At 72.1% G+C, this 12,929-nt stretch carries 13 protein-coding genes; 9 read left to right on the forward strand and 4 right to left on the reverse strand.

Features of this window, described 5'->3' with window-relative positions; genetic code table 11:
• Positions 1–147: 147 nt before the first annotated feature.
• From pckA to aspS, 4 genes are all read right to left on the reverse strand, one after another.
• A complete protein-coding gene (gene pckA, locus ASF71_RS00505; protein ID WP_056293260.1) occupies positions 148–1,752 on the reverse strand; it encodes a phosphoenolpyruvate carboxykinase (ATP) in 1,605 nt (534 codons plus the stop codon).
• Between the two features lie 211 nt (positions 1,753–1,963).
• Entirely contained in the window at positions 1,964–2,704 is a 741-nt protein-coding gene (locus ASF71_RS00510) for a S9 family peptidase (RefSeq protein WP_056293263.1), read from the reverse strand.
• A gap of 115 nt (positions 2,705–2,819) precedes the next feature.
• The gene (locus tag ASF71_RS00515) at positions 2,820–3,944 is read right to left on the reverse strand and encodes a diguanylate cyclase (protein ID WP_082505263.1); all 1,125 of its coding nucleotides are present in this window, start codon (positions 3,942–3,944) and stop codon (positions 2,820–2,822) included.
• A 58-nt stretch (positions 3,945–4,002) separates the two neighbouring features.
• Positions 4,003–5,319: an aspartate--tRNA(Asn) ligase gene (aspS, locus tag ASF71_RS00520; RefSeq protein ID WP_056293270.1), complete on the reverse strand. Its 1,317-nt coding sequence runs from the start codon at positions 5,317–5,319 to the stop codon at positions 4,003–4,005.
• A 286-nt stretch (positions 5,320–5,605) separates the two neighbouring features.
• On the opposite strand from aspS, the gene ASF71_RS00525 reads away from it, so the two are divergent.
• The 9 genes from ASF71_RS00525 to ASF71_RS00565 all read left to right on the forward strand — a co-directional run bounded on the left by ASF71_RS00525 (position 5,606) and on the right by ASF71_RS00565 (position 12,878).
• Complete coding sequence (locus ASF71_RS00525; RefSeq protein WP_056293272.1) at positions 5,606–6,643, forward strand: 3'(2'),5'-bisphosphate nucleotidase CysQ; 1,038 nt, start codon at positions 5,606–5,608, stop codon at positions 6,641–6,643.
• Positions 6,643–7,224, forward strand: coding sequence for a GNAT family N-acetyltransferase (locus ASF71_RS00530; protein WP_056293275.1), 582 nt, complete (start codon positions 6,643–6,645; stop codon positions 7,222–7,224). Before ASF71_RS00525 ends, ASF71_RS00530 begins: the two co-directional genes overlap by 1 nt.
• A 36-nt stretch (positions 7,225–7,260) precedes the next feature.
• Positions 7,261–8,178 (forward strand): D-isomer specific 2-hydroxyacid dehydrogenase family protein, encoded by a 918-nt coding sequence (locus ASF71_RS00535; RefSeq protein ID WP_056293279.1) that lies wholly within the window; start codon positions 7,261–7,263, stop codon positions 8,176–8,178.
• Between the two features lie 79 nt (positions 8,179–8,257).
• Entirely contained in the window at positions 8,258–9,142 is an 885-nt protein-coding gene (locus ASF71_RS00540; protein WP_056293283.1) for an NAD(P)-dependent oxidoreductase, read from the forward strand.
• Positions 9,139–10,014 (forward strand): DegV family protein, encoded by an 876-nt coding sequence (locus ASF71_RS00545; protein WP_056293286.1) that lies wholly within the window; start codon positions 9,139–9,141, stop codon positions 10,012–10,014. Before ASF71_RS00540 ends, ASF71_RS00545 begins: the two co-directional genes overlap by 4 nt.
• A 70-nt stretch (positions 10,015–10,084) precedes the next feature.
• Positions 10,085–10,795: a cytochrome c biogenesis CcdA family protein gene (locus ASF71_RS00550; protein ID WP_056293289.1), complete on the forward strand. Its 711-nt coding sequence runs from the start codon at positions 10,085–10,087 to the stop codon at positions 10,793–10,795.
• Positions 10,780–11,499 carry an ATP-binding cassette domain-containing protein gene (locus ASF71_RS00555; RefSeq protein ID WP_235514061.1) on the forward strand — a complete coding sequence of 240 codons (720 nt, stop codon included), beginning with the start codon at positions 10,780–10,782 and terminating at the stop codon, positions 11,497–11,499. The genes ASF71_RS00550 and ASF71_RS00555 overlap by 16 nt, the downstream gene beginning before the upstream one ends.
• On the forward strand, positions 11,496–12,185 hold the full coding sequence (locus tag ASF71_RS00560; RefSeq protein WP_056293292.1) for a heme exporter protein CcmB: 690 nt from the start codon (positions 11,496–11,498) through the stop codon (positions 12,183–12,185). The genes ASF71_RS00555 and ASF71_RS00560 overlap by 4 nt, the downstream gene beginning before the upstream one ends.
• Before the next feature lie 156 nt (positions 12,186–12,341).
• Entirely contained in the window at positions 12,342–12,878 is a 537-nt protein-coding gene (locus ASF71_RS00565) for an STN domain-containing protein (protein ID WP_056293296.1), read from the forward strand.
• Positions 12,879–12,929 lie beyond the last annotated feature (51 nt).

Consider the following 12,929-nt stretch of genomic DNA (forward strand, 5'->3'; position numbering starts at 1 on the left):
GCCGTCACACCGCAGAGCCGTGCGAGCCCGCCAACGCCCGGGATGACTCTTGCCGAGCGCAGCAAAAAACCCCCTCCCATCGGGAGGGGGGCTGGGGGGGAGGGCAAGTAGAACCAGAAGCCCTACCACCCAAGCAGGATCAGAAGCTCAGGCCTTCGCGTCCGGGTCCGGCATCGCTGCCGTCACCGCCGCGTCCACTCCACCCTCGAAGCGCACGAAGTTCTCTCGGAACATCCGCGCCAGCTTGCGGGCGGTCTCGTCGTAGGCGTTCTGGTCGGCCCAGGCCCGGCGCGGGTTCAGGACCTCGGTGGGCACGCCCGGCACCTCGGCCGGAATCTCCAGGTCGAAAAAGGGTTCCTTCTCGGAGGCCACGCCGTCCAGTTCGCCGTTGAGTGCCGCGTTCAACAGGGCGCGCGTGTGCCGGATACTCATGCGCGTGCCCTCGCCGTACATGCCGCCGGTCCAGCCGGTGTTGACCAGCCACACCTTCGCGCCGCTCTCCTGCACCTTGCTCGCCAGCAGCCGGGCGTATTCGCCGGGGTGCCGGGGCATGAACGGCGCGCCGAAGCAGGTCGAGAAGGTCGGCTGGGGCTCGGTGACGCCCTGCTCGGTGCCGGGAATCTTGGCCGTGAAACCGCTGAGGAAAAAGTACATGGCCTGTTCGGGGGTCAGGCGCGAGATGGGCGGCAGCACCCCGAAGGCGTCGGCGGTCAGGAACACCACGTTGCTGGGGTGCCCGGCCATACCGCCCGGCTGGATGTTCGGAATCTGCTCGATGGGGTAGGCGCTGCGGGTGTTCTCGGTGAGGCTGCCGTCGCTCAGGTCCGGCACGTTGTCCTCGCCCAGTACCACGTTTTCCAGCACGGTCCCGAAGGTGTGGGTCGTGCGGAAGATGGCCGGCTCGGCCTCGGGGTTCAGGCCGATGACCTTGGCGTAGCAGCCGCCCTCGAAGTTGAAGATGCCGTGGTCGGTCCAGCCGTGCTCGTCGTCCCCGATGAGTTTCCTGGCCGGGTCGGCCGACAGGGTGGTCTTGCCGGTGCCCGACAGTCCGAAGAACAGCGCCACGTCGCCGCCCTCACCCACGTTGGCCGAGCAGTGCATGGGCATGACGCCCGACTCGGGCAGCAGGAAGTTGAGCACGCCGAAGATGCCCTTCTTGTTCTCGCCCGCGTACTGCGTACCGCCCACCAGGATCATCCTGCGGGTGAAGTTCACCACGATGAAGGTGTCGCTGCGCACCCCGTCCGTCTCCGGGTCGGCCTTGAAACTCGGAATGTTCAGGACCGTCCAGTCGGCGCGGAAGTGCTGGCGCTCCTCGGGGGTCGGGCGCACGAACATGTTGTGCACGAACAGCGAGTGGTAGGCCATCTCCTGCACGAACCGCACGCCCAGACGGTGTTCGGGGTCGGCGCCCGCGAACAGCTCCTGCACGAACAGCTCGCGGCCCTCCGCGTGCTCCAGCATTTTGCCGAGCAGGCCGTCGAACACGGCCGGCGTGGTGGGCGTGTTGAAGCCGCCCCACCACACCGCGCCGCGCGTCAGGTCGTCCTCGACGATGAAGCGGTCCTTGGGGCTGCGCCCGGTCTTGTCCGTCCGGACGGCCAGCGGCCCCCCGGCGGCGATCTCCCCCTCGCCCAGGCGCAGGGCATGGGCGTACAGCTCGGGCACGCTGGGGTTGAGATGAACGCGGGCATGGCCCAGGCCCAGGTCGGCCAGGGCGGCGGGAGCGGCAATCAGCGAGGCGGTGGTCATGAGGGTTCCTCCGGTCTGGACTTCGCTTGAATCTCGAATGAATTTGTGTATGTGCTGTCTCTGAAATGTTGCTTGGGGAACCGGTTCCAAGACAACCTTTTGGGTGTTACCGCTCTGGAGACATCACCCCGGGTGTCCGGCGATGCCGACCCACAGGGCCGCCGGATATGGCGCAGTTGTGTTCAGGCCTGAACAGATGGGGCGGTGGGCCTCAGTCGCCCCCGAGAAAGCGGGCCGTCTCGCGGTGCAGCAGCTCGGCCGACTTGAGCGAGTCGAAGGTGTGCCCCGCGCCTGGAATGCCCACGGCCTCGCAGCGCAGCGCCGCCGCGTAGCGCACGCCCCACTCGGGCGGACAGGTCTGGTCGGCGTCCCCGTGAAAGACTCTCGCTTCGCCGCCCCAGGCCGCCGCCGCCTCCAGCGGGCGCAGGCGCACGACCTCCTGCAAAAAGGCCCGGCCCAGGGGCCAGCCGCCGTAATCGCTGACGACCGGCGGCAAAAAGCCCCCGCGGAGCATCGGCAGCCACAGCTCGGGCAGGGCGGGCGCCCACAGCGCGAGACGGTGGGGCCGCACCGTGGCGGCCGCGAGCGCCCCCACCATGCCGCCCATGCTGAAGCCCAGCAGCATGACCCGTTCGGGATCGAGACCCGGCTGGTGGCGCAGGTACGCCGCCGCCGCTGCCGCGTCCTCGACCTCGCGTGAGACGGTCATCTCAGCGAAGTCTCCCTGCGACTCGCCGCTGCCCCGGAAGTCGAAACGCAGCGCCGCGACGCCGCGCCCGGCGAGGTGGCGCGCGAGCAGCACGAAACTCCGGTGGCTCTCGAACCGGTTGCCAGTGAAGCCGTGCAGCATGACTACGCTGGGCCAGCCCGCCGCCGGGGCCTGGCCGTCCGGGGTATGCAGCATCCCGTAGAGCCGCTGGCCGTCCACGCTGAACTGGGCAAAACTTTCCATGACCCGGATTGTGGCAGACCGGGCGCGGCGCCTCGCCGGACCTTCAGAGCGGATGTACCGCGCCAGGCGGGCGGGGGCGGGTGTACGTGACCGTTTCCGAGGCGCCCGCGCCACGTTAACCCGGCGCCGGGGCACCGTCCTCCTCCGGGCGGCCCAGAGTGCTCAGAACCGCGCGGTTGCGGCCCTGATTCTTGGCGGCGTACAGCGCCGTGTCGGCACGCACCGTGAGGCGACCCAGGTCGTCGCCGGGCTGCGCTCCCGCCACTCCCAGGCTGACCGTCACCTCTCCGACCTCCGGGTGGGGCGTGGCGTGCAGCCCGGCGCGCAGGCGCTCGGCCACTGTCCAGGCGTCTACGGGCGACGTGCCGGGCAGCACCAGCAGGAATTCCTCGCCGCCCCAGCGCCCCAGCACGTCGCCCGCGCGCAATCCCGTACTCAGGTGCCGCGCGGCCCAGATGAGCACGGCATCGCCGGTGGGGTGCCCGTAGCGGTCGTTGACCCGCTTGAAATGGTCGATGTCCAGCAGGACCACGCTGCACGGGCCTGCTGCGGCCAGCGCCGTCTCGATGTGGCCGTACAGCGCGCGGCGGTTGGGCAGGCCGGTCAGGGGGTCGGTGTGCGCCTGGGTTTCGAGGAGCAGACGCCGGGTGTACTCCTGCGTGAAGCGCTCCCGGTACCACGCCAGGGCGTAGAGCAGCAGCAAGAGGGGCAGCGCCGACAGGTGGACGCGCAGCAGGTCCAGCCCGCCGCGCGCCAGTCCGCCCAGGCCCAGGGTCAGGGCTGTGCCCAGGGCGTAGGTGCCGAAGCTCAGGGCCGCCGCCCTCAGGGGCAGGGCGAGGTAGGCCAGCATGGAGACGGCCAGCAAAAACCCCCAGTTGCTCGCGGTCAGCAGCAGTTGCGCCGGTCCCGACTCCTCGGCGCCCAGCACGAACTGCGTCAGGATCACGGCCGCGTTGCACACGATCACGACTCGTTCGGCCCACGGCAGCGCTCCGCCGCGCAGCAGCCACACCAGCCCCCACACCGCCATGACGCCCAGCCCGCCGTAGACGCCCAGCGTGGTCATGTCGGGCCGCGGCTGCGCGAGGGTCAGGCCGCCGAGAATCAGGAGGACCAGCAGGCCCAGCCCCATGCTGAGGACATACACCCGCCGCCGCAGCCCCTCCATGATCCGGATGGGGTCGGCGGGGGGCGGGGGCGGCGCGGAAAGGGCCCGGCGGCGCTCCATCGGGGCGTTCATGCCCGTAGTGTAGGCCGCCCCGTGGGCGCTGTTCGGGACCGGCGGCGGCGGCCTGCGCTCAGGGGGTCAGGCGGTGACGGTCCCGCGGGAAGGCGCGGGCGTAGCGCACGTTGGCGATGCCCAGCAGGCGGGCGGTGAGGCGCTCGGCCCCGATGGCGAAGCCGCCGTGCGGGGGCATGCCGTACTTGAAGACCTCGGTGTAGCCAGCGAGCGACTCGGGACTGAGTTTGTACGCGGCGATGGACTCCATGAGCATGGCGTGGTCGTGGATGCGCTGCCCGCCCGAGGTGATCTCGATGCCCCGGAACAGCAGGTCGAAGCCGCGCGTGATCTCGCCGCTGAGGCTGCCGTCGGCGTTGATCTCGGGGTGGGCATAGAAGGGCCGCGCCGCGCGGGGGTACTTCGTCACGAACACGAAGTCGCTGCCCTCGGTTTCGGCGTAGTGCCCCGAGAGCAGCCGCTCGGCCTCGGGGTCCAGGTCCTTGCCGCCGACCGCGTGGCCGTATTTCTCGGTCACGAGCTTGCGGGCGTCGAGGAGTGGAATGCGCGGGATGTGCGCGGGCACCTCGGGAATGGTCGCCCCCAGCAGCGCGAACTCGGCCGCCGCGCGCTCCCGCAGCCGCTCCATGATGGCCGCGAGCAGGCGGTTTTCGAGCGCCATCACGTCTTCCTCGTCCTCGATGAAGCCCATCTCCACGTCTAGGGAGAGGTACTCGTTGAGGTGGCGGCTCGTGGCGTGCTCCTCGGCGCGGTACACCGGGGCCACCTCGAAGACGCGCTCGAAGACGCCCACCATGATCTGCTTGTAGAGCTGCGGGCTCTGCGCGAGGTACGCCGCCTGCCCGAAGTAGTCGATGGGAAAGAGGTTGGCGCCGCCCTCGGCCCCGGCCGAGACGATCTTGGGCGTGCTGATCTCGGTGAAGCCCTCGGTGCCCAGGTGGTCGCGGAAGGCCGAGACGAGTTCAGCCTGGACCTTGAGCGCCGCGCGCTCGCGCAGGCCACGCACCGTCACCACGCGGTAGTCCAGCATGGTCTCGGGGTTCACGTTCCATTCCATCTTGGGAATCTCGACCGGGGCGGCCTCGACCGCCGCCGAGATCACCCGGAAGCTCTCGACGCCGACCTCGTAGCCGCCCGGCGCCTTGGGGTGGGCCTTGACCCGGCCCACGACCTCCACGCTGCTCTCGGGCAGGGGCAGGCTCAGGCCCGAGCCGACGCACTGCGTGATGCCCGATACGTCGCGTAGCACCAGAAACTGCACGCCCCCCAGGTCGCGGCGGGCGTGGATGAAGCCCTGGAGCCGGACGGTCTGGCCGTCGTGTCGGGGCAGGTCGCGGGTCAGGGTACGGGGCAGGGGGGGCGTTGCGGGGGTCATGGGTGTCTCCTTGGGGGTGGGGCGAGCAAAAACCCCCGACTCCGTGTAGGGGTCGGGGGCGCGGCGCACGGAAGAGCGTCCCCTAGCGGGGATCGTCATTCACGTTGTTCAGGGCCGCAGGCATAGGCCGGAGTGTAGTCCCGGCACACTCACGGGGTCAATGCCGGAAACTAGGCAGGAAGGTCGCCCGGCTCCTGCGCCGCTCCCCGCCCGGCGCCGCCCACCTTCCGGCCTGCCCCACCCGTTCCGGCCTGCCGGAACCGCCGACCTCCTCTATGCTCGGGCCATGTCTCCTTCTTCTCTTCTCGCTCCCGAACTGCAGGCCGCGACGCGGCTGGCGCTGGAGGCGGGCCAGTTGCTGCTCGACCACCTGCGCCGGGGGCTCAGCGTCGAGCACAAGACCTCCGCCGACGACCCCGTGACTGCCGCCGACCGCGAGGCCTCCGCCCTCATCATGGCGGGGCTGCACGCCGCCTTTCCGGAGGACGCCCTGCTCAGTGAGGAGGAGACCGACGACGCCCGGCGCCTGGAGCACCGGCGGGTCTGGATCGTGGACCCCATTGACGGCACGAAGGAATTCACGACCGCCAGCCCCGACTTCGCCGTGAGCATCGGCCTGGCGATCGGCGGCGAGGCGGTGCTGGGCGTGGTGTACGCGCCCGCGACGGACGAACTCTTCGCCGGGGCCGTGGGCGCGGGCGTGACCCGGAACGGCGAGCCCGCCGGCTTCAGCACGCGGCCGGAGTACGTCGTGAGCGTTTCCGACACCGAGTACCGCCGCGAACTGCACCTGCACGACCTCCCCGGTCTGGCCCCCAGCGGCAGCATCGCCCTGAAGCTCGCGCGCATCGCGGCGGGCGAGGCCGACGTGACCTTCACCATGAGCCCGCGCAGCGAGTGGGACATCTGCGCCGGAGACGCCCTGGTGCGCGCCTCGGGCGGGCTGCTGCGGCGGCGTGACGGCCGCCCCATCCGGTACAACAGCCCCCACCCCAGCCTGGAACAGGGCATCGTCGGGGGTCGCCCGGAGGCGGTCGCGTGGCTGGAGGGCGAACTCGCGGCGCGCGGCCTGCCCACCGCGCACCTGGGCCTGACCCCGGCCGACCCTGCCTGGGCCGTGCTCACCCCCGCCGATCAGGCGGCGCTGACCGGCCAGAGCGGCGTCTCGGTGCGGCACGCGGGGGGCCGGGCACTCGCGCTGCTCGTCGTGGACCCGGCGACCCGGGAGGTCCGGCGGGCCTCGGGCGACCCCTTTCACCTCGAACGCCTGACCCGCGACGTGACGCGCGCCCTGGGGCCGCTCGCTCCCGCCGCACAGCCGTGATGGCCGAGCGGCCGGGCGGGGGAGAGGGCGGCGCGGCGCCGCAGTCGGGCCGCGTGACCCTGAAACGGGTCGTGGACCTCTCGCCGGGCGAGTGGCGCACGCTGCACTCCTTTTTCCGCAGCCGCGAGCTGGCCGACTGGAACGCGGCCAAGCCCATCCGGCTGCCCGAGTGGCTGTTCCGCAAGATCATGACCGAGGAGGAGCAGACCGGCGAACGCGCGGGCTTCGGCGTGCTGGACGAGGTGGGGCGATTGATCGGCAGCGCCGAGCTCTACGATTTCCGGCCCTCGCCGCCGCTGCGGCCTACGACCGCCACCCTGGGCGTCATGATCGGGCTGCCGGCGCTGTGGGGCCAGGGCTACGGCCGCGAGGCGGTGCGGGCGCTGCTGGCCTGGGCCTTCACGTCCTTCCAGCCGCCGCTGGCGCGCGTGCGCCTGACCACCTTCGGGCACAACCGCCGCGCGCAGCGGGCCTTCGCGGCCGTGGGGTTCACCGAGACCGGCCGCACGGAGCGCGCCGAGCGTACCGAGGTGCATATGGAACTGACGCGCGCGGCTTGGGAAAGCCTTCAGAACCGGTGAAGCCCGGCCCGGCCCGGCGCGCCGCACAGTAGACCCATGCGAGTGCTGCTGCCCGACCTGCCCGAATTCCGCGCCCTGAACGAGTCCGGCGGGGTGCTCGGCGCCGAACTGGCCTTCTACAGCTCCGGCGAGGTGCCGGCCGGGGACGCGCAGGGCGCCGTGCTGTGGATGGTGGACGCCGAGACCCGCGGCCGCCTCCTGAAAACGCCGGGCCTGGAGTGGGCGCTGACGCTGACCGCCGGGATCGACCACGTGCGCGCCGCCCTGCCCGCGGGTGTGGCCCTGTACAACGCCAGCCGACTGCACGACCGCGCGGTGGCAGTACACGTGGTCGCCGGGATGCTCGCGGCCGAGCGGGGCCTGCCCGGGTTCCGGGACGCGCAGCGCCGGGGCGACTGGGCCTCGCCGGTCACACCTGCCGCCTCCGGGCTGCGGACCCTGGACGGACTGAACGTCGTGGTGTGGGGCTTCGGGGGCATCGGGCGCCTCGTGCGCGACCTGCTCTCGCCCTTCGGCGCGCACGTGGAGGGTATACGTTCGGGCACTCCCGACGCCGAGCGCGACCGCCTGCTCGCGGAGGCCGACTGGGTGGTGCTGCTGCTGCCCAGCACGCCGCAGACCCGCGGCCTCGTGAACGCGGAGGTGCTCTCTGGTCTCAAGCACGGCGCCTGGCTGTCGAACCAGGGCCGGGGCAACCTCGTGGTGACGGACGACCTTCTGGCGGCGCTGCGGAGCGGGCACCTCGGCGGCGCGGTCCTCGACGTGACCGACCCCGAGCCGCTGCCCGCCGGGCATCCGCTGTGGGAGGCGCCCAACGTGCTCATCACGCCGCACATCGCCAGCACGACCACCGACCTCGTGGTGCGCGGCGCCGCCCTGACCCGTGATTTTCTGCTCGATCTCACCCAGGGCCGCGAGCCGGAGGGCCGGGTGGAGGAGGGCCGGGCGTACTGAGCGGGCCGGCCGCGCGAATATTGAACCCGGTCCACACCACTGCCCCCCGCAGGGACAGGCGCTCTAGCCTGGGCGCACGATGACCACGACTGCTTTTCTGGGGCTGGGCGCGATGGGCGCGCCGATGGCCGCCCACCTCGCCCGGCGCGCGCAAGACACGGGCGGGCGCGCCCTCGTCTGGAACCGGACGCCGGGCCGCGCCGAGGCCCACGCCGCCGCGCACGGCAGCCATGCCGCCACATTGGACGAGGTGGCCGGCGCCGACCTGATCTTCACCTGCCTGCCCACGAGCGCGGAGGTGGACGACCTGATCGCGGCGCTGGAGGCGCACCTGCGCCCCGGCACGCTGTGGGTGGACTGCACGAGCGGGCACCCGGAGGCGGCGCCCCGCCAGCGTGCGCGGCTCGCGGCCCGCGGCGTGGGCTTTCTCGACGCGCCGGTCAGCGGCGGCACGGGCGGCGCCGAGGCGGGCGCCCTGACCGTGATGGTCGGCGGCCCCGAGGCCGAGGTCGAGGCGGCCCGGCCGCACCTCGCCTTCGCGGGGCTGGTCGTGCGGGTGGGGGACACGGGCGCGGGCTTCGCGGTCAAGGCCGTGAACAACGCCCTGCTGGCGGCGAACCTGTGGGTGGCCGGCGAGGGACTGGCGACCCTGGTGCGCGCCGGGGTGGACGCGGGCGCGGCGCTGGAGGTCATCAACGCGAGCAGCGGGCGCAGCAACGTGTCGCAGAACCTCATTCCCCAACGGGTCTTGACCCGCGAGTTCCCCGCGACCTTTGCGCTCGGCCTGCTCGCCAAGGACGCCGGCATCGCGATGGACCTCGTTCAGACCGGCAAGGGCAGCGCGCCGGTGCTCGCGCAGGTCGCGGGCCTGACCCGCGCCGCGGCGCAGGTGGTCGGACCTGAACAGGACCACACGGCCGCCCTGAAACTCATTGAGGCCTTCAACGGCGTGGAGATCAAATGAGCGTTCCCCAGTTCGGCGTGGCCACGGACGGCGGCATCGACACCTACGCGGGCCTGAAGAACGGCGTGCCCATCGCGCCCTTTTCGGTCAACTTCGGCGCGAAGTCCTACCGCACCTTCGACCTGAGCCGCGAGGCCCTGTTCCGTGAGCTCGAAACCAACCCGGTCCACCCCACCTCCAGCCAGCCGAGCCCGCAGGACTGGCTCGCCGCGTTCGGGGAAGCCGCCGAGCGCTCGGGCAGCCGGGACATCCTGGCCGTGACCATCAGCTCGGGCCTGAGCGGCAGCCGCAACGCCGCCGAACAGGCCGCCGCGATGGCCCCGCACCTGCGCGTGACCCTGCACGACTCGCTGACCCTCAGCGCCGCGCAGGCCTTTCAGGTGCACGCCGCCCAGACCGCGGCCGAGGCGGGCGAGAGCATGGCGACCGCCCTGGCGTGGACGAAGGCCGTCTCGGACGAAACCGAGCTGTACTTCACCATCGAGACGCTGGAATACCTGCGCCGCGGCGGGCGCATCGGCCGGGTCGCGGCGACGCTGGGCGGGCTGCTGAACCTCAAGCCGGTGGTCACGGTGGACAAGGCGAACGGGGGCACCTATACCAATGTGGGCCGCGCACGCAGCTATTCGGGCGGTATTGAGGCGCTGGTCAAGCAGATCGACCGCAAATTCGGCGAGGGCACGCCGCTGCGGGCCGGGCTGCTGTACGGCAATATCCACGACGACGCCCCCGCCGCCCTGAAGCTCCTGCAGGCCCACCATCCCATCCTCTGGTCGGGCGAGGCGGGCGTGAACCCGGTCCTCAACATCCACACCGGACCGCGCGCGCTGGGCGTGGCCGCCGCGCCGGGCCCGTGGCCCTGGGAACGCTGAGCCTCGGCCGGGGAGGGGGTGGCCGGCGCCGGGACAGCCCGCCTTCTCCGGCCCGCTATCCTGCCTGGCGATGAGTCTAGACGTGACCCAGCCCGTGCTGGCCCAGGCCTTGGCGGCCCCCACGCTGACCGTGGCGTTTCTGGCGGGGCTGGTGTCGTTTCTCAGTCCCTGCGTGCTGCCGCTGGTGCCCAGCTACCTGGGGGTGATCGGCGGGGCGCGGGCGCCACTGCTGCGCGCGCTCGGGTTCATCCTGGGCTTCGGGCTGGTGTTCATGGCGCTGGGGGCGACCGCCAGCACGCTGGGCGCGGCCCTCGCGCCGCACAAGGCGCTGCTGGCGCAACTGGCCGGCGTGCTGATCCTGTTTTTTGGTCTGGTGATGCTGGGGGCGCTGCGGCTGCCCTTCCTCATGCGCGATACCCGTCAGCTTGCCGACGCCGGGGGTTACGGGCCGGTGGCGCTGGGCGCGGCCTTCGCCTTCGGGTGGAGCCCCTGCCTGGGGCCGGCGCTGGGCAGCATCCTGGGACTGGCGGCGAGCACCGCCAGTCTGCAGACCGGGGTGGGACTGCTCGCGGCCTACACGGCGGGACTGGCCGTGCCCTTTCTGCTCGCCGCGCTGCTGTGGGACCGCCTGAAACTGCGCCGTCTGAACCGCTACGCGGGCGTGTTCGAGAAGGTCGGCGGCGCGCTGCTGGTCGCGGTCGGGGTGCTCATGCTCACGGGGCAGTTCACGCGCCTGGCGTCCTTTTTCTACAGCGTCATGCCGGCGTGGCTGATCTCCTGAGCGCGCCCGTCCACCCGGCCCCCGCCCCGCACGCCCTGCAACTGCGCGGCGTGTGGCTGCGCCTGGGCCGCGAGGTCATCCTGCGCGGTGTGGATCTCGACGTGGCGCGCGGCGAGGGGGTCACGCTGCTGGGCGAAAACGGCGCGGGCAAGACCACGCTGCTGCGGCTGCTGGCCTCGGCGCTGCGGCCCACGCGCGGAGAGGGCCGGGTCATGGACTTCGACCTGCGCGACTCGCGGGCGGTGCGCGATCAGGTGCACCTCATGCCGGTAGACGCGGGCCTGTACCCCGACCTGAGCTGCGCCGAGAACCTCGACTTCGCCCTCCAGATGCACCGCGTGGCGGGCGACGTGCCGGGGGCCCTGCGCCGCGTGAATCTGGAGGCGGCAGCGGCGCGGCGCGTGCGTTTCCTGTCGGCGGGGATGCGCAAGCGGCTGGCCCTGGCCCGCGCGCACCTGCTCGCCCGTCCCCTGACCCTGGTGGATGAACCCTTCGCCAATCTCGACGACGCGGGCCGCGCCCTGACCATCGAGCTGCTGGGTGAGTTGCGCGCGCGTGGCGTCACCCTGATCGTGGCCGCCCACGAACCCGACCTCGCCCGGCAGGTGGCCCCCCGCACGCTGCGGCTGGCCGCCGGGCAGCTTGGAGAGGTTGGCGTGCAGGAGGGGCGCGGGATCTCATCCCACCGCGCGGAGTCGCCATGAGAACGGCCCTGACCCTGGCCCTCAAGGACCTGCGGGTGGCTGGGCGCACCCGCGACACGCTGCTGGCGACGGGCTTTTTTGCGGGGCTGGTGCTGCTGGTCCTCGGTCTGGCGCTGGGTGGGCAGGTGGGGCTGCCCCCCGAGCAGGCGGCGGCGACGGCGGCGGGCGCGGTCTGGACTGCCCTGGCCCTCGCGGCGGCGGTGGGCGCGCAGCGGGCCTTCGCGCAGGAGCAGGAGGCGGGCGCGCTCGAACAGCTCCTGCTGTACCCCGGCTCGCACGGCGCGCTGTACCTGGGCAAGCTGCTGGGCGTGCTGGGGCCACTGCTCCTGGTCGCGGCCTTCACGGTGCCTGCCGGGCTGGTGCTGTTCGGGGCGGCCGGGGCGGGCAACGCGGTGCCGTGGGCGGCCCTGATCCTGACCACGGTGCTGGGCATCCTGGGGCTCTCGGCGGGCACGACCTTCTACGGCAGCATCACCGTGAATCTGCGTGCGCGCGAGGCGCTGCTGCCCGCGCTGGCCTTTCCCATCCTCGTGCCGGTGGTGATCGCTTCGGTCAAGGCGACCTCGCTGCTGCTCGCCGAGGGCTGGTCGCCCGAGGTCGCCACCTGGCTCGGGTTCCTGACGGCCTTCGACCTGGGGACCGTCATCCTGGCGACCCTACTGTTTCCCTACGCGGCCGAGGGCTGAGCCACAGTCCGGAAAATTCCGGTAAAGCCCCGTGGGCGACGACTCTGGTCAGGTTGGCCCCTACTCTGGTCCCGGACGAATCCGCCAGAAGGCCTGCCTCCGCCTCCACCCAAAGGCGGATGAACGGCGGCCTGCGCCCAGCCCAGACTGAATCTCATGAACTCCTGGGTCCTGGCCGCGTTCGCTGCTCTGAGTGTCTCGACCGCCTCGGCGGCGTGCCAGCCGGGCGCGGCCGAGTTCTCGCAGGCTGGGGGCCGGCTGGACGAGGCCCTGCAGACCCTCGCGCGCCGCACCGGCTGCCCGGTCGAGGTGGCCCCACAACTGCTGAGCGGCCGGCTGGCGGCGCCGGCCCAGGGCACCCTGACGCCGTCCGGCGCCCTGGCCGAACTGCTGCGCGGCACCGGGCTGGAGGGCCGTGAGAGCCGGGGCGGCCTGACGGTGGACCGCCGGGACCAGGAGGCGGTGCTGGCCCGCGCCGACCGCCTCCTGGAGCGGCTGGAGCAGGCGGTGGCCGAGCGCCGGCTCTCGCAGGCCCGGGCCAACCGCTGGCGCAGCGCGCTGCACACCGTGCGCCGGGGGGTCCAGCAGGACGCGCGGCGCCGGGGTTTTGTCGGCTCAGCCGAGCTGGCCGGCTACGGCCGCACCCTGGCCGGAGTCGAGCAGGAGCTCGGCGGACTGCCCCCGAACCGCTGACGATCGTCCGGAGCTCCGGGTTTATGGGCTGTCCTCCACAGTCACCGAGTT

The organism is Deinococcus sp. Leaf326, from assembly GCF_001424185.1.
Lineage (GTDB): Bacteria > Deinococcota > Deinococci > Deinococcales > Deinococcaceae > Deinococcus.